The 19629-nt window shown below is 71.8% G+C and carries 17 protein-coding genes; 13 read left to right on the top strand and 4 right to left on the bottom strand.

What is annotated here, in order from left to right:
- Positions 1-19 precede the first annotated feature (19 nt).
- From EUA94_RS06300 to EUA94_RS06275, 6 genes are all read left to right on the top strand, one after another.
- Positions 20-1111, top strand: a complete 1092-nt coding sequence (locus EUA94_RS06300; RefSeq protein ID WP_129425821.1) for a 1-deoxy-D-xylulose-5-phosphate reductoisomerase — start codon at positions 20-22, stop codon at positions 1109-1111.
- A 41-nt stretch (positions 1112-1152) separates the two neighbouring features.
- Positions 1153-2499 (top strand): M50 family metallopeptidase, encoded by a 1347-nt coding sequence (locus EUA94_RS06295; protein WP_129425819.1) that lies wholly within the window; start codon positions 1153-1155, stop codon positions 2497-2499.
- A 51-nt stretch (positions 2500-2550) separates the two neighbouring features.
- Positions 2551-3702: a flavodoxin-dependent (E)-4-hydroxy-3-methylbut-2-enyl-diphosphate synthase gene (gene ispG / locus EUA94_RS06290; protein ID WP_129425817.1), complete on the top strand. Its 1152-nt coding sequence runs from the start codon at positions 2551-2553 to the stop codon at positions 3700-3702.
- Between the two features lie 43 nt (positions 3703-3745).
- Positions 3746-4597, top strand: coding sequence for a GNAT family N-acetyltransferase (locus EUA94_RS06285; RefSeq protein WP_129425815.1), 852 nt, complete (start codon positions 3746-3748; stop codon positions 4595-4597).
- 90 nt (positions 4598-4687) lie between these two features.
- On the top strand, positions 4688-5281 hold the full coding sequence (locus EUA94_RS06280; protein WP_207210431.1) for an RNA polymerase sigma factor: 594 nt from the start codon (positions 4688-4690) through the stop codon (positions 5279-5281).
- Positions 5278-5739 (top strand): hypothetical protein, encoded by a 462-nt coding sequence (locus EUA94_RS06275; protein WP_129425811.1) that lies wholly within the window; start codon positions 5278-5280, stop codon positions 5737-5739. Before EUA94_RS06280 ends, EUA94_RS06275 begins: the two co-directional genes overlap by 4 nt.
- Positions 5740-5754: 15 nt before the next feature.
- Here EUA94_RS06275 and EUA94_RS06270 read toward each other — a convergent pair whose 3' ends face one another.
- Positions 5755-7044, bottom strand: a complete 1290-nt coding sequence (locus tag EUA94_RS06270) for a S8 family peptidase (protein ID WP_129425809.1) — start codon at positions 7042-7044, stop codon at positions 5755-5757.
- Between the two features lie 79 nt (positions 7045-7123).
- Between EUA94_RS06270 and EUA94_RS06265 the strand changes: the two genes are divergently transcribed.
- The gene (locus tag EUA94_RS06265) at positions 7124-9709 is read left to right on the top strand and encodes a CHAT domain-containing protein (protein ID WP_129425807.1); all 2586 of its coding nucleotides are present in this window, start codon (positions 7124-7126) and stop codon (positions 9707-9709) included.
- Here EUA94_RS06265 and EUA94_RS06260 read toward each other — a convergent pair.
- Positions 9706-10671, bottom strand: coding sequence for a hypothetical protein (locus EUA94_RS06260; protein ID WP_165356819.1), 966 nt, complete (start codon positions 10669-10671; stop codon positions 9706-9708). The genes EUA94_RS06265 and EUA94_RS06260 overlap by 4 nt on opposite strands.
- Before the next feature lie 130 nt (positions 10672-10801).
- Between EUA94_RS06260 and EUA94_RS06255 the strand changes: the two genes are divergently transcribed.
- Complete coding sequence (locus EUA94_RS06255) at positions 10802-12577, top strand: proline--tRNA ligase (RefSeq protein WP_242494706.1); 1776 nt, start codon at positions 10802-10804, stop codon at positions 12575-12577.
- 136 nt (positions 12578-12713) lie between these two features.
- A complete protein-coding gene (locus tag EUA94_RS06250) occupies positions 12714-13445 on the top strand; it encodes an HAD family hydrolase (RefSeq protein WP_129425803.1) in 732 nt (243 codons plus the stop codon).
- 279 nt (positions 13446-13724) lie between these two features.
- Here the strand turns inward: EUA94_RS06250 and EUA94_RS06245 are convergent, their stop codons facing one another.
- Both EUA94_RS06245 and EUA94_RS06240 read right to left on the bottom strand, forming a co-directional pair.
- Positions 13725-14153, bottom strand: coding sequence for a DUF4439 domain-containing protein (locus EUA94_RS06245; protein ID WP_129425801.1), 429 nt, complete (start codon positions 14151-14153; stop codon positions 13725-13727).
- Positions 14150-14653 carry a hypothetical protein gene (locus EUA94_RS06240; RefSeq protein ID WP_129425799.1) on the bottom strand — a complete coding sequence of 168 codons (504 nt, stop codon included), beginning with the start codon at positions 14651-14653 and terminating at the stop codon, positions 14150-14152. The genes EUA94_RS06245 and EUA94_RS06240 overlap by 4 nt, the downstream gene beginning before the upstream one ends.
- A 115-nt stretch (positions 14654-14768) precedes the next feature.
- Here EUA94_RS06240 and rimP point away from each other — a divergent pair, with 115 nt between their 5' ends.
- From rimP to infB, 4 genes are all read left to right on the top strand, one after another.
- Positions 14769-15290, top strand: coding sequence for a ribosome maturation factor RimP (gene rimP, locus EUA94_RS06235; protein ID WP_129425797.1), 522 nt, complete (start codon positions 14769-14771; stop codon positions 15288-15290).
- Entirely contained in the window at positions 15290-16267 is a 978-nt protein-coding gene (gene nusA, locus EUA94_RS06230) for a transcription termination factor NusA (RefSeq protein ID WP_129425795.1), read from the top strand. Before rimP ends, nusA begins: the two co-directional genes overlap by 1 nt.
- Positions 16268-16347: 80 nt before the next feature.
- Positions 16348-16713: a YlxR family protein gene (locus EUA94_RS06225; protein WP_129425793.1), complete on the top strand. Its 366-nt coding sequence runs from the start codon at positions 16348-16350 to the stop codon at positions 16711-16713.
- Positions 16714-16812: 99 nt separating this feature from the next.
- Entirely contained in the window at positions 16813-19581 is a 2769-nt protein-coding gene (infB, locus tag EUA94_RS06220) for a translation initiation factor IF-2 (protein WP_129425791.1), read from the top strand.
- The last annotated feature ends 48 nt before the right edge of the window (positions 19582-19629 follow it).

Below are 19629 nucleotides of genomic sequence, written 5' to 3'. Positions count from 1 at the left end.
CACCTGACAGACTGGCGCCGTGACTGCCCGCGACATCGTGATCCTCGGCTCGACCGGGTCGATCGGCACCCAGGCCCTCGACCTCGTGCGGGCCCACCCCGACCGCTTCCGCGTGGTCGGGCTCACCGCCGGTGGGTCCAACCCGGAGCTCTTCGAGGCGCAGGTCGCCGAATTCGCCCCCGCCTTCTCCGGCCTCGGCGAGGAGGCCTCCACCGAGGCCGCCGGCCGGGAGTGCGACGTGGTGCTCAACGGCATCACCGGCGCCGTCGGGCTGCGCCCCACGCTCGCCGCGCTCGATGCCGGCACCACCCTCGCCCTGGCCAACAAGGAGTCCCTGATCATGGGCGGATCGCTGGTCACCGAGCGCGCCCGGCCCGGTCAGATCGTGCCGGTCGACTCCGAGCACTCCGCGCTCGCGCAGTGCCTGCGAGCCGGCACGCACGGTGAGGTACGCCGCCTGGTGCTGACCGCGTCCGGCGGGCCGTTCCGCGGGCGTACGCGTGAGGACCTCGCCGACGTGACCGTCGAGGAGGCACTGCAGCACCCCACGTGGTCGATGGGTCCGGTCATCACCATCAACTCCGCCACCCTGGTCAACAAGGGCCTCGAGGTCATCGAGGCGCACCTGCTCTTCGACATCCCCTTCGACCGGATCGAGGTCGTGGTCCACCCCACGAGCGACGTCCACTCGATGGTCGAGTTCGTCGACGGCTCGACGGTCCTCCAGGCCAGCCCGCCGACGATGATGATCCCACTGGCGCTCGGCCTCGCCTGGCCCGACCGGGTCCCCGACGCGGCCCCCGCGTTCGACTGGAGCACCCCCGGCACCTGGGAGTTCTTCCCCCTCGACGACGAGGCGTTCCCCGCGGTTTTGCTGGCCCGGTCGGCGGGGGAGCGCGGTGGCACCGCGCCCGCGGTCTACAACGCGGCCAACGAGGTGTGCGTCGAGGCATTCCGCGCCGGCCGCATCCGCTTCGTGGACATCATCCCGACGGTTGCGGACGTGGTGGCCGCCCACGACGTACGCTCGACGCAGCACCTCACGGTGGACGACGTCCTCGCGGCCGACGCGTGGGCACGCGAACGCGCCGCCGCCACGATCTCGACCTGAGCCCCCACCGCCCTGCCTGACCTCCCCCTGCAAGGAACCCTGTGACCCCGATCCTCTACACCCTGGGTGTCGTCGCCTTCGTCGTGGCGATCCTGGTCTCCATCGGGCTCCACGAGTTCGGCCACCTCGTCCCGGCCAAGAAGTTCGGGTGCAAGGTCCCGCAGTGGTTCATCGGCTTCGGCCCCACGGTGTGGAGCAAGCAGATCGGTGACACCGAGTACGGCATCAAGGCCATCCCGCTCGGCGGCTACGTGAAGATCGTCGGCATGCTGCCGCCCGGCGCGCAGGACCTCGTCGAGGAGACGACGTACGACGAGGACGGCGAGGCGGTGCACAAGGTGCGCCGCTCCAACACCGGCATGTTCACCCAGCTGATCTCCGACGCCCGCGCGGCCGAGTGGGAGTACGTCAAGCAGCACGACACCGACCGGCTCTTCTACCGCCTCGTGTGGTGGAAGAAGGTGATCGTGATGTCCGGTGGTCCGCTGGTCAACCTCGCCATCGCCACCTCGCTGTTCGCGATCCTGTTCGCCACCTACGGCAACCCGCGCGACCAGGTCGTCGAGGCCACGGTGCAGTCCGTGCCTGCCTGCGTCATCCCCGTCGGGGAGGCCGGCCGGGCCTGTACGGCGGACGACCCGCCGACCCCCGCGGCGCAGGCCGGCATCGAGCCCGGTGACGAGATCGTCAGCTTCAACGGCACGCCGTTCAGCGACTGGGACAGCTTCCAGGCGCAGATCCGCGACAACGCCGACGGCGACGCGGTCATCGAGGTCCGCCGCGACGGCGAGCTGCTGACCCTCACCACCAACACCACCGTCACCCTGCGCCAGACGTCGATCGAGGACGAGACGATGACCGAGGTGGGCTTCCTCGGGGTCCAGCCCCGGGTGCACCTCGCGACGGGCGGCCCGATCTACACCCTCATCCAGATGGAGACGATGACGGTCGAGACCGCGAAGGCGCTCGGCCAGCTGCCGGTCAAGGTCTACGAGGTCGGCCGCGCCATCGTCGGGCTCCAGGAGCGCGACCCCGAGAGCCCCGTCTCGATCGTCGGCGGCGGCCGGTTCGCGGGCGAGGCCGCGGCGAGCGACGCCTTCCCGATGACGGAGAAGCTCGTCACCCTGCTCTTCCTCATCGCGAGCTTCAACTTCTTCATCGGCATGTTCAACTTCGTGCCGCTGCTCCCGCTCGACGGCGGCCACATCGCCGGTGCGCTCTACGAGGGGCTCAAGCGCGGCGTCGCCCGCCTGCGCGGCCGTCCCGATCCCGGTCACGTCGACGTCGCCAGGCTGTTGCCGGTGGCGTACGTCGTCGGGCTGGCGATGCTCGTGATGGGCGTGGTCCTGATCGTCGCCGACCTCGTCGTGCCCCTGCACCTGAGCTGAGGCGGTCCGCGCCGACTCGGCAGCCCGGGACCGGCCTCCTAGACTGGCGGCATGACCACCGTCGGCCTGGGCATGCCCGCGCTCCCGCCCCCCGTCCTGTCGCCGCGCCGCAAGACCCGCCAGATCAAGGTCGGCTCCGTCGGCGTCGGCAGCGACTCGCCGATCTCGGTGCAGTCGATGACCACCACGCTGACCTCCGACGTGAACTCGACCCTGCAGCAGATCGCCGAGCTCACCGCGACCGGGTGCGACATCGTGCGCGTCGCGTGCCCCAGCCAGGACGACGCCGACGCGCTCGCCGAGATCGCCCAGCACTCGCAGATCCCGGTCATCGCCGACATCCACTTCCAGCCGAAGTACGTCTACGCCGCCATCGACGCGGGCTGCGCGGCCGTCCGGGTCAACCCGGGCAACATCCGCAAGTTCGACGACCAGGTCAAGGAGATCGCGAAGGCCGCCAAGGACCGCGGCACCTCGATCCGGATCGGCGTCAACGCCGGATCGCTCGACAAGCGGATCATGGACAAGTACGGCAAGGCGACGCCCGAGGCGCTCGTCGAGTCCGCCGTCTGGGAGGCCGGCCTCTTCGAGGAACACGACTTCCACGACTTCAAGATCTCGGTCAAGCACAACGACCCCGTCATCATGGTGCGGGCCTACGAGCTGCTCGCCGAGGCGGGCGACTGGCCGCTGCACCTCGGCGTGACCGAGGCCGGCCCGGCGTTCCAGGGCACCATCAAGTCCTCCGTGGCGTTCGGCCACCTGCTCAGCCAGGGCATCGGCGACACCATCCGCGTGTCGCTGAGCGCGCCTCCCGTCGAGGAGGTCAAGGTCGGCCTCCAGATCCTGGAGTCGCTCAACCTCAAGCCGCGCCGCCTCGAGATCGTGTCGTGCCCGTCGTGCGGGCGCGCCCAGGTCGACGTCTACAAGCTCGCCGAGGAGGTCACTGCCGGCCTCGACGGGCTCGAGGTGCCGCTGCGCGTCGCCGTCATGGGCTGCGTCGTCAACGGCCCCGGCGAGGCCCGCGAGGCCGACCTCGGCGTCGCCTCCGGCAACGGCAAGGGCCAGATCTTCGTCAAGGGCGAGGTCATCAAGACCGTCCCCGAGTCGATGATCGTGGAGACCCTCATCGAGGAGGCCATGCGCCTCGCCGAGGGCATGGAACCGGTCGACGGCTCGGCAGCCTCCGTCTCCGTCAGCTGAGCGCCTGCTGGTGACCCACAGTCCGCGGCCCTAGGCTCCCAGCGTGCTGAGGACCCGCGAGCAGGTGCGCGTACTGGGCCCGGCCGACCGGGACGGCTTCGTGGCGCTCGCGGAGCAGGACCCGGTCGTCAACGTCTTCGCCGACTACCGCGCCCGGCTCACCAACCTCGACGAGCGGTGGCTCGGCGGCCAGGTGTGGGGCCGCTTCGAGGGCGACGAGCTCGTCGCCGGCTGCCACCTCGGCGCCAACCTCGTACCGGTGCAGTGCACCCCCGACGACGTCGGCGCGTTCGCGGACGCCGCCTTGCGCCGCCGCAACAGCGTCGGCACGATCGTCGGCCCGAGCGACGTCGTGGCCTCGCTCTGGGAGCTGATCGAGCCGCGCTGGGCCCGTCCGCGCGAGATCCGCGCGCAGCAGCCGCACCTGCAGATGGACCGGATGCCGACGACGGCTGGCGCCCCCGACGTACGCCTCACCACCCCCGCGGACCTCGCCGTGCTCTACCCGGCGTGCGTCGCGATGTACACCGAGGAGGTCGGCGTGTCGCCGGAGAGCGACGCAGGCGGCGGCGACCTCTACCGCGCGCGGATCCAGCAGCTCATCGGGCGCGGGTGGTCGATGGCCAGCTTCGACGACGCCGGGGTCGTCTTCAAGGCCGAGGTCGCCTGCGCGACGCCGTACGCCGCCCAGGTGCAGGGCGTGTGGGTCCGGCCCGACCGCCGCGGCGAGGGCCTCGCGGTCAGCGGGATGGCTGCGGTCGTGGCCCACGTCATCGGATCCGGCATGGCTCCCGTGGTCTCGCTCTACGTCAACGAGTGGAACGCGCCCGCCCGGGCGGCCTACGCGCGGGTCGGCTTCGAACAGACCGCGACCTTCGCCACGATGATGTTCTGAGGCTCGCGGACGCGCCGGAAAAGAAATCCGGAGGCACGTATCAGGATGGCGGTGCCGCCCACCTGTCATGACATGGGGACAATGGTCACCATGTCGGAGAACCGCAGAGCTGAGGGGCAGCTCGACGAGTCGCCGTGGGACAAGGCCAGTGGGGCGTTCACGGCGTGGCGTGCAGGGGACGCCACGGCCGTGGACGATCTGGTCGCCACGATGACACCGGTGCTCTGGCATGTGGTCAGGGCCTACGGACACGACCGAGAGGCGGCTGGGGATGTCATCCAGGCGACGTGGTTGGGGTTCGTGAGACTGCACCAGACCATCGAGGACCCTCAGGCGGTCGCGTCCTGGCTGATCACGTCGGCCAGGCGCGGCGCTGCCGCCCATGCCAGGACCGCACGCCGTGCGGACCCGGTGGAGGACGAGGTGCTGGCGGCCGTGCTGCCCGACGACGTGTCGGCGGAGACGGTGGCAGTGCTCGATGACGAAGCGGCACGGCTGTGGGGAGCCGTGGCGAAGGTCGACGAACGCTGCCGCAAGCTGCTGCGCGTCATCGCCTTCATGGACCGACCCGACTACCAGAGCTTGAGCCAGGACCTCGACATGCCCGTCGGGAGCATCGGACCCACGCGGGCCCGCTGCCTGGCCAAGGTGCGCACCGCCCTCGCGGAAGGAGGCCAGCGATGACGACCGACGACGACACCCGGCTCCTCGACGACCTCCGGGACATGTGGTGGCGGGCAGACCCGCCGCCTCCCGCGCTGGCCAGCGCCATGGTCGCCACCGTCGCGGCCGCCGACCTCGACGACGAGTGGGAGCTCCTTGTCCTGGTCAGCGACTCCGCCGACGGTCCGGTCGCGCAGGTCCGCGGTCTCAGCAGCTCGCGGGTGCTCTACTTCAACGCCGAGTCGGGCTGGTCGCTCGAGGCCGAGATCGACGGCGACGAGGTCCGCGGCCAGCTGCTCGATCTCGACGGTGACCCGGGGTCCGTCGTGGTGGGCCTGGAGACCCGGGACGGCACGTCCTGGACGACCGAACTCGACGAGGTCGGCTTCTTCTCGATGCGAGCCGCGGCCGCAGGTGGCGTGCGCTTCACCGTCCGCATCGGGCGCAAGGTCGCGACGAGCGGCTGGCTCGACGTCTGAGCGCCGCCGCCCCGATCAGGGGTGGTGGTGCGGGTACGGCTGGCGCAGCTCGAGGTGCGGACCGACGATCGGGTCGGAGTCGTACGCCGCACTGGCGAGGACCGCGTCCCGCGCCTCAGCTGCCGACGAACCGGTCTCGGAGATGTGGCGTGCGATGAGCCCGGCCACGACCGGCGCCGCGAACGACGTACCGCTCCACCGGGCCAGGCCCGTGCTGAACACCCGTACGTCGCCCTTGTCCGGACTCTCGTGGCACACGAAGGTGCCGTCGGGGAACGCGTTGACGTGGTTGCGGCCGAGCGCGTAGACGTCGGCGGAGACGCCGAAGTTGGAGAAGTCCGACACGCGGCCGTCGCGGTCCAGCGACCCGACGCCGACGCACCAGTCGAAGGCCGCGGGCCAGAAGGGCGCCGCCCACGAGTCGTTGCCCGCGGCGGCGACCAGCACGCAGTCGCGCTTGCGCAACCGGGTCCGGTGGAAGACCTCGAGCGCGATCGATGGCAGGTCGAGCCGCGTCCGGCACCCGGCGGACAGGTTGATCACCTGCGGGTCGTGGGTGAGCGCCTCCTCGAGCTGGCTGATCAGGTCAGACTCCAGGATCCCGCCGCCGCCCATGCCGCCGACGGCGAAGCCCTCCACGAAGACGGTGGTCGCGGGGGCCACGCAGCGCACGATCCCGGCGATGAACGTCCCGTGCCCGGCGTACGGTCGCAGGTCCGGGCCGTTGTCCTCGTCGTCGCCCGTGACGCCGTGCAGCCAAGGCGTCCGCGGGTCGTTGCCCGACGGCGGGTTCCAGCCGGTGTCGACGACCACGACACTGACGTCGCAGGATTTCTTCTTCTGCGGTGCCTGCGGCGGCCAGGGTTCGGTCAGGCCGGTCTCCTCCGGCTCGGTCGCCGGGCACGCCGTCCCTCCGCCGCCGCCACCGGGCGCGACGTGGACCCAGTGGTCCGGCGAGGCCGCGCCCAGGGGCAGCCCGGCCGCTTCGAGCAGGTCGAGCAGCTCCGGCACTGATTCTCCGCGCGGGCGCTCCGGCAGCGCGTAGCGGAGCAGCTCGCCGTCGAGGAGCTCGACGTCGATCCGCGGCTCCCCCTTGAGCACCCCGTCGTCGAGCGCACCGACGGCGCGCTCGAAGGCGGCAGCGTCGGCCGAGCGCACCAGCAGCAGGTCGGGATCGAAGAGGTAGGTGAAGTCGGCCGGCGCCTCGGTGTCCCAGGCCACCTGCCCGTCGTTGGCTGCGCGGAAGTCGCGGAGCTGGTCCGTCGTACGCCGTCGCGAGTCGTTGCCGATCTTCCAGTCGCTCATGCTCCGACGCTAGTGCCGCGGAAGGCCTCACGGAGTGGATTCGGCCCATCGGGACAGCTCGATCCGCAAGGATGGCGGCGTGGACCGGGCCGAGGCGGACGAGGTGCTGCGCACCTTGTTCACCGACCCCGGGGCGGCGCGCGCGACGGCCGAGGTCGAGCTCGTGCCCGACCCCGATCCCTACATCGCCTCGATCGGGCACCAGGTGGTCGGCATCGTGCTGCGCGACCTCGGCCACGCAGACCGGGCGTTGGCCGAGCTCAGGACCGCGCTGCGACTCGCGCGCCGCTCCGACGACGCCGAGCGGTGGCCGGACGTGATGGCCACCCTGGGGATGTCGCTGGCCCTCACCCGCCGGGTGAGCGAGGGGCTCCGGCACCTCGACCGCGCCGCCGCCGCCCTCGAAGGCGTGCCCAAGGGACGGGTCCTGGTGCGCCGCGCCGTGGTGACGGGTCACCTGATGGCCCGCTTCGAGGAGAGCGCCGCCGACCTGCGCCAGGCGCGCCGGCTCTTCGCGGGCGCGGGTGACGAGGTGTGGGAGGCACGCGCGCTCAACCTCCAGGGGCTGGCCGACGCGAAGCTCGGCTCGCTCGACTCCGCGGCCGAGGCGTTCGAGCTGTTCGGAGAGCTGTCGGTCCGCGCGGGCAGCAACCGGGACGTCGCGATCGCGCACCACAACAAGGGCTGGGTGTCCTACCTCCGCGGTGACCTGCCGCAGGCGCTCGAGGCGTACGCCGACGCGGGAGCGCAGTTCGACGCGCTGGGCATCACCGACGTCGACCTGGTCCTCGACCAGGCCACGTCCTACCTGGCGGGCGGCCTCGCCGACGACGCCCTCGCCGTCGCCGAGCAGGCCCTGGTTGCCCGGCCCTTGCTCGCCCGCGAACGCGCCGACCTCCTGGTCTCGGTGGCGGAGTCGGCGCTGGCAGCCCGGGACTGGCCTCGTGCCGCTTCGGCGGCCGACGAGGGCTCGGCGCTGATGCGCGCCCAGTCGCGGCACGCCCCCAGTCTGGAGGCCGATCTCTTTGCGATCGCCGCGCGGACCGAGCAGGGACAGCCCTCCGGGCCGCTGCTGCGCCGTGCCGAGCGGCTGGTCCTCCGGATGCGCGAGGCCTCGATGCCGCAGCTCGCCCAGGCCCTGCTGCTGGGGGCGCGGCTGGCGAGGGACGTGCATTCAGCCCGTGCAGCTGCCCTCGCCGACGAGTGGCTCGAGGAGGCGTCGGCCAGCCGCCGTGCCCGCACCCACGCCGTCCGCGCGGTGGGCTGGCTCGCGCTGGCGCAGCGCCGCGACGCCGCCGGGGACGCCGGCGGGGTGCTGCGGGCGTGCGGCCGCGGCCTCCGCGCGCTCGACGAGCACCGGGCGACCCTCGGCAGCCAGGAGCTCCGCGCGGTGATGTCGGGCCACGGAGCGGCACTCGCCGAGCTCGGCACCCGAACGGCACTGGCGTCCGGCAACAGCCGCCGCCTGCTCCAATGGTCCGAGCGCTGGCGCGCCAACGCGCTCGTCGTGCCGTCGACCGCTGTCGCGCTCGACCCGGAGACGACCGCCGACCTCGCCGCCCTGCGCGCCCAGCACCACGTCCTCGCCGGCGCACGCGCCCAGGGAGAGAGTCCCGATCAGCTGCAGGCGCGCGTCACCCGCCTCGAACAGTTGGTCCGCCGACGCCTGCTGCACGCCCGCGGCTCCGGCGAGAGCGCGTCGGCGCTCGACGTGGGTGAGCTGCTCGAGGGCCTGGCGCAGGACGACACGGTGCTGGTCGAGCTCACCGAGATCGACGGCGCCCTCCACGCGCTCGTCGTGGGCCGGGGCCGGGTCCGCCACCTGCACGTGGGAGAGGCATCGGCGGCGGCCGCGGCAGTGGACTTCGCGCTGTTCTCCCTGCGGCAGGCGGCGCGCGGGCGGCGTACGCAGCTGGACGTCGCCGGCGCGCGCCTCCAGCGGTCCCTGATGGGTGCCTCCCTCGACGGCGTGGGGGAGGCGCGTGTCGTGGTGTCCGGCACCACCGCCCTCCAGGGGGTGCCGTGGGGGTTGTTGCCTGCGCTGGCGGACCGCCCCGTGACCAGTACGCCGTCCGCGCGACTGTGGCTGCGCTCGCGGGCCGCGACGGCCGAGGGCGACCGGCGCGTCCTGCTCGTCGGCCCGGGGCTCGGCAGCGGCGGCGCCGAGGTGCCCGCGGTGGCCGCCCAGGACCCGGCCGCGCAGGTCATCGCCGGGGAGGACGCCACGGTCGCGGCCGCGCTGGCCGCGCTCGACGGCGCCACCCTGGCCCATGTCGCTGCCCACGGTCACTTCCGCGACGACAGCCCGCTCTTCTCCTCGCTCACCCTCGCTGACGGCCCGCTGCTGGTGCACGACCTCCAGCGCCTCCGGCGACCGCCGCACCGGGTCGTGCTGTCCGCCTGCGAGTCGGGTGTGATGGCGCCGGTCGGCGACCAGGAGCTGCTCGGCCTGGCCGCGGCGCTGCTGTCGATGGGCACCGCTGGGGTGGTCTCGAGCCTCGCCGAGGTGGACGACGCCGCGACCGTCGAGGTGATGGTCGCGCTGCACGCGAGCCTGCGCGCGGGCGCTGGCCTCGGCGAGGCGCTGCTCGCCGCGCGTCAGGTGGCCGCCGGCGACCCGGTGCTGGCCGCCACGGCGGCGTCGTTCACCGTGCTGGGCAGCTAGGGCGCCTGGACCTTTACGGGGTCGGTCGCGTCCTCGCACTGCGCGAGCACGCAGCGTACGGTCGCAGACCTCCGCTCCCCGTTGACGTCGAGCAGCACCGTGCCGGGCGACTCCCACTCCCACCCGCTGAACCAGTTGGTCGTCCAAGTCGCCAGCTTCGTGCCGTCGACCTCGCGCAGGTGGATCTCGCCGGGGCCGACGCCGTCGGTGAGGATGTGGAAGGTCAGCAGCTGCGTCCCGTCGGGGGAGAAGGCCGCGATCCGGTCCCGGCAGGACTTCCACACCGTCTGGCCCGGGTCACTGAGCCGCACCAGCTTCGTGCAGCCGCCGGCGTACGGATCCCTGGTGTAGATGCTGAGCAGGTCGTGCTCGATGCTGACCGATCCGGCCGCCTTCTTCACGAGGGTCCGCTGCCTGCCCGTGCTCGGCCGCCACTGCAGCACGCGCTGCCCGGCGCCGAGGACCACCCGGTCGGCCGCGACGTCGAGCAGGGTGACGTAGGGACCGGGTCCCTTCTCGCCGGTCACGGTCGCTGTGGCGACGTCGTAGGCGTAGGTGATCGTCTTGCGCCCGCCGCTGACGTACTGCTGCCAGGCGAGCGTGCTGCCGTCGGCCGACAGCACCACGGTCGACGTGTCGAGGTTGCGCAGGACGTCGGTGACGGAGCCGTCCGCTGCCACCCGTACGACGCGCCGGTTGCGGTTGCGGTCCACGTTGTTCGTGCCGACCAGCCACCCGTCGGCGACCTCCCCGATGACGCTCGCCACCGTTCCCGGGAGCTCGACGCGGCGCTCGCCGTCGACGAAGTCGCCTTCCTCGATGTGGGGGACGGCGATGTCCGCCCCGCGGGTGAGCCGGTCCGGCTGGAGCTCCACGGTCGGCGCGGCTGCCTGGGCGGGCACGGCGAGCGCGGCGGCTGCCGCGAGGGCCGTGAAGAGGGCGGTGGTGGTCGAGCGATGCATGGTGGGTGCTCCCGAGGTGGCCGGTGCGGTGCCTGTCGTGGAGGAGACGTCGTACGTCGCCACGAGGTTGCCTCCGGCTGGCGATCAACCCGTTCGCGGCGCCCGACGGCCCGCACCTATCCTTGCGCCCATGGCCCGAGTCCTCCGCATGTCGACCCTGTTCGTGCGCACCCTGCGCGACGACCCCAACGACGCCGAGGTCCCGAGCCACCGCTTGCTGGTCCGTGCCGGCTACATCCGCCGTGCCGCGCCCGGCATCTACAGCTGGCTGCCGCTCGGGCTGCGGGTGCTGCGCAAGATCGAGGCCATCATCCGCGAGGAGATGGACGACATGGGCGCCCAGGAGCTGTCGTTCCCCGCGCTGCTGCCCAAGGAGCCCTACGACGCGACGAACCGGTGGACCGACTACGGACCCAACATCTTCCGGCTCCAGGACCGCAAGGGTGGCGACTACCTCCTCGGCCCCACGCATGAGGAGATGTTCACCCTCGTGGTGAAGGACCTCTACTCCTCCTACAAGGACCTGCCGCTCTCGATCTACCAGATCCAGAACAAGTACCGCGACGAGGCCCGCCCGCGCGCCGGGCTGCTGCGCGGGCGTGAGTTCGTGATGAAGGACTCCTACTCCTTCGACATCGACGACGCCGGCCTGGCCGCGTCGTACCAGCTGCACCGCGACGCGTACATCCGGATCTTCGACCGGCTCGGCTTCGAGTACGTCATCGTCAAGGCGACGTCCGGTGCGATGGGCGGCTCGGCCAGCGAGGAGTTCCTCGCCAAGGCAGAGGTCGGCGAGGACACCTACGTCCGCTGCACCCACTGCGACTACGCCGCCAACGTCGAGGCAGTGACCGTGCGCGCGCCCGAGGCGATCGCGTACGACGACGCGCCCGCCGCGCACGCGGAGGACACGCCCGGCACCCCGACCATCGACACCCTGGTCGACCACCTCAACGCGACCTACCCGCGCGACGACCGCCCCTGGGCGGCCGGCGACACCCTCAAGAACGTGCTGGTCGTGCTCAAGCATCCCGACGGCACCCGCGAGCCGCTCGCCATCGGCGTGCCCGGCGACCGCGAGGTCGACCAGAAGCGCCTCGAGGGCCAGCTCGAGCCCATCGAGGTCGAGGCGATGGACGAGGCCGAGTTCGCGAAGCACCCCGCGCTGGTCAAGGGCTACATCGGCCCCGGGGCGCTGGGGGAGGAGTCGACGTCGGGCATCCGCTTCCTCGTCGACCCGCGCATCGTCGAGGGCACCCGCTGGGTCACCGGTGCCAACGTCCACGGCTCCCACGTCATCGACATGGTCGTGGGGCGCGACTTCACGCCCGACGGCACCATCGAGGCCGCCGACGTCCGCGACGGCGACACCTGCCCCAACTGCCTCGAGGGCTCGCTCGAGTCCGCCCGCGGCATCGAGATGGGCCACATCTTCCAGCTCGGCCGCAGCTACGCCCAGGCCCTCGGGCTCCAGGTGCTCGACGAGAACGGCAAGCTCGTGACCGTCACGATGGGCTCGTACGGCATCGGCCCGTCGCGTGCGGTCGCCGCCATCGCCGAGGGCACCCTCGACGACATCGGGCTCTGCTGGCCGCGCAACGTCGCGCCCGCCGACGTCCACGTCGTCGCGGCCGGCAAGGACGACGCGATCTTCGAGTTCGCCGAGTCGCTCGTTGCCGACCTGTCCGAGCAGGGCATCGAGGTCCTCTACGACGACCGCCGCGGCAAGGTCAGCCCCGGCGTGAAGTTCAAGGACGCCGAGCTCATCGGCGTCCCCACGATCGTCACGGTCGGCCGCGGCCTCGCCGACGGCACGATCGAGGTCCGCGACCGCCGCACCGACGAGCGCCAGGAGGTCGCCGTCGGCGACGCCGCCGCACACATCGTGTCGGCTGTCCGCGGCTGATCTTGCCTCCAGAGCCCGCCCACCCGACACCATGCAGGCAGTTCGAGGCTGAGCGCGCTCTCGTGAGCGTGGCGGGACCGGGTCGGACCTCGAACTGCCTACGTTGGTGTCGCCGTCCGCGGATAGATTCGCCCGTATGAGTGCGATCGAGGCGGTCATCTTCGACTGGGGCGGCACCCTCACGCGGTGGCACGACGTGGACTTCCACGCCGAGTCGGTGGCGCTCGCGCAGGCCGTACGCACCACGCCGTCGCCCGACGACGACCACCACGCGCACGCCGAGCGGCTCCACCGCGCCGGCGACATCGTGTGGGGGCGCAGCCGGGACCACCAGCAGAGCTCGACCATCGCGGACCTCTTCACCGAGGCCGGGCTCGACCACGACCCCGACCTGCTCCGCGCCTACTACGAGTTCTGGGAGCCGCACACGCTCACCGATCCCGAGGTCCGGCCGATGTGGGAGGAGCTGAGGTCGAGGGGGATCAAGGTCGGCGTGCTCTCGAACACCATCTGGCCGCGTGAGTGGCACGTCGGCTTCTTCGAGCGCGACGGCGTCTACGACCTCGTCGATGGCGACGTGTACTCGAGCGAGATCCCGTGGACCAAGCCCTCGCCGCGCGCTTTCGGCGCCGCGATGGACGCCGTCGGCGTGAGCGACCCCGCTGCGTGCGTCTACGTGGGGGACCGGCTCTTCGACGACGTCTGGGGTGCCCACAACGCCGGCCTCCGGGCGATCCACGTCCCGCTGAGCAGCATCCCGGCAGAGCAGGTCGGCCACACCGAGGGCGATCCCGACGCCAGCGTCACGTCCCTCGCCCGGATCCCGGACGTCGTCCGGTCCTGGGACGACGGCGCGTCGGCCGGCTGAACCGGGGTCACGCGGGAGCGGTCCTGCATCTTTGTGCGTTGCATGAACATGCAAGTCCGATGTACTTACGAATTCTCCGGATCGAATGCATGATTGTGCATGTGGTTCCGCCACCCCCACAGGAGGGGCCACACAGGGTGATGCTGACCAACCCCATCAAGACGGTCCGCGTCCTCGGCCTTTGGGAGAGATCTCGGGACTTTCCCAAAGGCTGAGGCCGCGGGCCGTTTCTCATGTACGGGGCTGACGCGGGAGAACCGGTCGAGATCCCGTCAAGGATCAGTCGAGCTCGGGGGCGCCAGGCCAGGTCTGCGCGGAGCCGCCCAGCTCGAGTTGCCACGTGGCCGACCAGGTCGCCTCCACGAGCGCCCACTCGCGTACGGCTCCGACCGACTGGGCGACCAGGGCGGTCAGCACCTCGACGCTCGACTCCTCGGTGGCCAGCGCAGCCGCCTGCACCTGGGGCGCACGCAGCAGCGGGCCGTCCACCTCGTACGCCGCCGCTGCGGCCACCGGCTCACCGCCGGCCTCCTCCACGAGCACCCGCAGCTGGTCGCGGCGCGAACGGTGGCGTCGGTAGGCGGACGCGATCGCGGCGTAGAGCTCCGGCGTCGCGGACTGCGACGTGCGGGCACCCAGCACGCCGTACGTGTAGAGGGCCGCGTGCTCGTCACCGAGGGTGACCTGCAGGGCATCCAGGACCGTCATCGGGGGGCTCCGGTCGCGAGAGACGCGGCGTGCTGCGACGTCGAGGCGGCGACGCTCGCCAGTACGCGGGCCAGGTCGCCGCTCGCGGCCCCGAGACAGCCGGCGCGCACCTCGCGGAGCAGCCGCTGCTCGGACCGCCCGACCGCCGCCAGGGCGGCCTCGGGGCGGGCAGCGATGCGCGGGGGATCGGCGATGGGCACGTCGGCCTCCGGCACCGCCCCGACCAGCACGTCGAGGTGCGCTGCGTGCGCGGTCGCGACCGGGTCCAGCCGTGGGCCGAGGGCGGGCACCGCGGCCGAGGCCGCGTCGAGCACCGCGAGCGCGCGGACCAGCGAACCCACGACCGTGGCCACCAGCTCGAAATCCTCCGGCGGTTCGGGTGTCGCCGACGAGGTACCCGACGCACGCGGCGGCGGGTCGATGTCGCAGCCGGCCAGCACGATGGGTGCGGCGAGCGCCGAGCCCAGCGTCGTACGACGTGAGAGGCGGCGTCCGGGCACGCCCGAACCATAAGCCAGCGGGGACCTGACCGGACCAGTCGGCGGCGGATGACCGGCCCGTGGCCACGGCCGCTATCGTGACCCTTTCGACAACTTCACAGGAGGTCGCAGCCCCATGAGCACCCCCCGCCAGGACGCCACCCGGGACCGCATCGAAGCGGAGCTGATCGACCCCTTGAGTGTCATGGGCTTTGACGTCGAGGCCGTCGAGGTCACCCCCGCCGGCAAGCGCCGGGTGCTGCGCGTCGCGGTCGACAAGGACGGCGGCGTGACGCTCGACGACGTCGCCGACGCGACCCGCGAGGTGTCCCGGGTGCTCGACGACTCCGACGTGATGGGCGAGATGCCCTACACGCTCGAGGTGACCTCCCGCGGCGTCGACCGACCGCTGACCCTGGCCCGCCACTGGCGCCGCAACGAGGACCGCCTCGTCAAGGCGACCCTCGCCGACGGCAGCGAGCTGACCGGGCGCATCGTCGGCTCGTCCGACGACTCGGCCACGCTCGACGTGGACGGCAGCCGGCACGAGGTGGCGTACGCCGACGTCGCCAAGGCCCTGGTGCAGGTCGAGTTCAACCGCAGGAGCACCACGAGCGACCCCAGCACGAGCGACACGACCGACGAGAAGGACGACTGATGGACATCGACCTGAGCATCCTGAGGATGCTGGAGCGCGAGAAGGAGATCTCCTTCGAGGTCCTGGCCGAGGCCATCGAGCAGGCGCTGCTCACGGCCTACCAGCGGGCCACCGAGTCGCAGCACCCCGCGCGCGTCGAGCTCGACCGCCAGAGCGGCCACGTGACGGTGTGGGCGCGCGAGGTCGACGAGGAGGGCACGGCCGGGCCGGAGTACGACGACACTCCCGCGGGCTTCGGCCGGATCGCCGCGACCACCGCCAAGCAGGTGATGCTCCAGCGGCTGCGTGACGCGGAGGACGAGATCCGCTTCGGCGAGTTCTCCGGCAAGGAGGGCGACATCATCTCCGGGGTGATCCAGCAGGGTCGCAACCCCGACGACGTGATGGTCGACCTCGGCAAGCTCGAGGCGATCCTTCCTGTCAGCGAGCGCGTGCCGGGGGAGAAGTACGTCCACGGCGAGCGGATCAAGTGCCTGGTCACCTCGGTGCGCAAGGGCATGCGCGGTCCCCAGATCACCCTGTCGCGCTCGCACCCGACGCTCGTGAAGAAGCTCTTCGCGCTCGAGGTGCCCGAGATCGCCGACGGCACCGTGGAGATCGCGGGCATCGCCCGCGAGGCCGGACACCGCACCAAGATCGCCGTCTGGACCCAGGTCGCCGGCGTCAACGCGAAGGGCGCGTGCATCGGCCCGATGGGCCAGCGGGTCCGCAACGTGATGAGCGAGCTTCACGGCGAGAAGATCGACATCGTCGACTGGGCCGAGGACCCGGCGGAGCTCGTCGCCCACGCCCTGTCGCCGGCGCGGGTGACCTCGGTGGAGATCGTCGACCTGGCCGCGCGCTCGGCCCGCGTCGTCGTACCCGACTTCCAGCTCTCCCTCGCCATCGGCAAGGAGGGCCAGAACGCCCGGCTCGCGGCGCGGCTCACCGGGTGGCGGATCGACATCCGCTCCGATGAGGCCCCTGATCCCGAATGACCCGCTGACGCTCGCGCCCGCGTGGGTGGCTCGGCTACCAGTTCGTCATGCACCGGCCCGACGCAGTAGAGTGACGAGCAGTGGCCACCACGTCTGACACCCCTGCGCCCGGACCCGTCCGGACCTGTGTGGGTTGCCGGGCCAGGGCCGCTGCGAGCGAGCTGCTGCGGGTGGTCGCAGGCTCGGACGCCGAGGGCCGACCGGCCCTGGTGCCCGATCCGGCCCACCGGGCGCCCGGTCGCGGGGCGCACCTCCACCCCACGCCGCAGTGTTGGGAGCTCGCGGTGCGACGCCGAGCTTTTCCCCGGGCACTCCGCTCGGGCGTGACGCTCGCCGACGCACCGGTGGCCGACTACCTCGCCACCCTCCGGCACGACCAGCAGGACCAGCACGACCCGTCCACATCACCTCAGCACCGACCAGAAACTGGAGCACGCAGCTCATGAGCACTCGATGAGTAACTCGCAATGAGTCTGTTCACCCACTAGCTGTTCCGTTTCCCCTCTCCTTGTGGGGTCACGGATCACAAGGAGAAGTAACGCACCGTGGCCAAGACCCGAGTCCACGAACTCGCCAAGGAGTTCGGAGTCGAGAGCAAGTTCGTTCTCGAGAAGCTCAAGGAGATGGGTGAGTTCGTCAAGTCGGCATCGTCGACCGTCGAGCCCCCCGTCGAGATGCGCTTCAAGAAGCAGTACGGCGACGAGCTGAAGGCCGCTGCGGCCTCCGCTCCCGCCGCCGACAGCGCGACCGAGGCGCCCGCCGCCAAGAAGTCCGCCCCGAAGCCCGGCCCCAAGCCGGCCGCCGTCGAGGCCGAGGCACCCGCCGAGGCCCCCGCCCCGGCCGTCGTGGAGGAGTCCGCTCCTGCCGCCCGGCCCGGCCCCCGGCCCGGCCCGAAGGCCCCCGTCGCCGAGCCCGAGGCTCCGCCGGCAGAGCCCGAGGCACCCGAGGCCCCGGCCGCCAAGGCGCCGTCCGCGCCGCGCCCGGCCGCACGCCCCGGCGCCCCGCGTCCCGGCAACAACCCGTTCGCGCCGAGCCAGGGCATGGGCTCGCGCCCGGCCCCGCGCACCGGTGGCGACGACGCCCGTCCGCCGCGCCCGCCGGGTGCTGGTGGCGGCGAAGCCCGTCCCGGCATGCCGCGCCCCAACCCGGCGATGATGCCCAAGTCCCCGGCCGCCTTCGGTGGCGGTCCCGGTGGCCGTCCCGCCCGCGGTGGCCCCGGTGGCGGCCCCGGCGGTCCCGGCCGTCCCGGGGCTCCCGCCCGCGGTGGCGCTCCGGGTCGCTCCGGTGCTCCGGGTGGCGCTCCTGGTGGTGCTCCCGGTCGTCCCGGCGGCTTCGGCCCCTCCGGTGGCGGTCGCCCCGGTGGCGGTCGTCCCGGCCAGCGTGGCCAGACCCAGGGTGCCTTCGGGCGCGCTGGCGGCCCGTCGCGTCGAGGACGCAAGTCCAAGCGCGCGCGTCGTATGGAGTTCGAGGCCATGGAGGCCCCGACGATCGGTGGCGTGCGCGTCCGCAAGGGCAACGGCGAGACCGTACGTCTCCCGCGTGGCGCTTCGCTGACCGACTTCGCCGAGCGGATCAACGTCGACGCGGCAGCTCTCGTACAGATGCTGTTCTCGCTCGGCGAGATGGTGACCTCGACCCAGTCGGTCGGTGACGAGACGTTCGAGCTGCTCGCAGAGGAGCTCAACTACGTCGTCGTGATCGTCTCGCCCGAGGACGAGGACCGCGAGCTGCTCGAGACCTTCGACCTCGAGTTCGGTGCCGATGAGGGCGACGAGTCCGACCTGGTCATCCGTCCCCCGGTCGTCACCGTCATGGGTCACGTCGACCACGGAAAGACCAAGCTGCTCGACGCGCTCCGTGACGCCAACGTCGTGGACAAGGAGGCCGGTGGCATCACCCAGCACATCGGTGCCTACCAGGTCCACACCGAGGTCGACGGCACCGACCGTCGCATCACCCTCATCGACACCCCGGGCCACGAGGCGTTCACCGCCATGCGTGCTCGTGGTGCCCAGGCCACCGACATCGCGATCCTGGTCGTCGCGGCCGACGACGGCGTCATGCCGCAGACGGTCGAGGCGCTCAACCACGCCCGGGCAGCCAACGTGCCGATCGTGGTCGCGGTCAACAAGATCGACAAGCCGGATGCCGACTCGACCAAGGTCCGCGGCCAGCTCACCGAGTACGGCCTGATCCCCGAGGAGTACGGCGGCGACGCGATGTTCGTCGACGTCTCGGCCAAGGCGGGGCTCAACCTCGACAAGCTGCTCGAGGCCGTCGTCCTCACCGCCGATGCCTCGCTCGACCTGCGGGCCAACCCGACGCAGGACGCCCAGGGCCTCGTGGTCGAGGCGCACCTCGACCGCGGTCGCGGTCCGATCGCCACGGTGCTCGTCCAGCGCGGAACGCTCCGCGTCGGCGACTCGATCGTGGCCGGTCCGGCCCACGGCCGCGTCCGCGCCATGCTCGACGAGCACGGCAAGGAGATCACCGAGGCCGACCCGTCGCGTCCCGCGATGGTGCTGGGTCTCTCGGCGGTGCCGGGTGCGGGCCAGAACTTCATCGTCGTCGAAGACGACCGGATGGCTCGCCAGATCGCCGAGAAGCGGGAGGCGCGCGAGCGCGCGGCCATGCAGGCCAAGCGTCGCGTGCGCCGCAGCCTCGAGGACTTCATGGCCTCCATGGAGAAGGGCGAGAGCCAGGAGCTCAACCTCATCCTCAAGGGCGACGTGTCCGGTTCGGTCGAGGCGCTCGAGGACGCTCTGGCCAACATCGATGTCGGCGACGAGGTCTCGCTGCGCGTCATCGACCGCGGTGTCGGTGCGATCACCGAGACCAACGTCGACCTCGCCGCCGCCTCCGACGCCATCATCATCGGCTTCAACGTCCGCCCGCAGGGCAAGGCGAGCCAGATGGCTGACAAGGAGGGTGTCGAGATCCGGCACTACTCGGTCATCTACCAGGCGATCGAGGAGATCGAGGCAGCGCTCAAGGGCATGCTCAAGCCCATCTACGAGGAGTCGACCCTCGGCCAGGCGGAGATCCGCGAGATCTTCCGCTCGTCCAAGGCCGGCAACATTGCGGGCTGCATGGTCACGTCCGGTCTCATCCGCCGCAACGCCAAGGTGCGCATCCTGCGCGACAGCGCCGTGGTGGCCGACAACCTGGACCTGTCCTCGCTCCGCCGCGAGAAGGACGACGCCTCCGAGGTCCGCGAGGGCTTCGAGTGTGGTCTGGTGCTCCGCAACTTCCAGGACATCAAGATCGGCGATGTCGTGGAGTCGTTCGAGATGCGCGAGATCCCGCGGGCCTGATCGACCGGGCACTTCGTGCCCGTCCGCGTCATCGACCGGGCGCTTCGT

The sequence above is a fragment of the Nocardioides zhouii genome (assembly GCF_004137345.1).
GTDB lineage: Bacteria > Actinomycetota > Actinomycetes > Propionibacteriales > Nocardioidaceae > Nocardioides > Nocardioides zhouii.
Note: the sequence above shows the minus strand (reverse complement) of the source record. Positions and strands in the feature narration are given on the sequence as shown.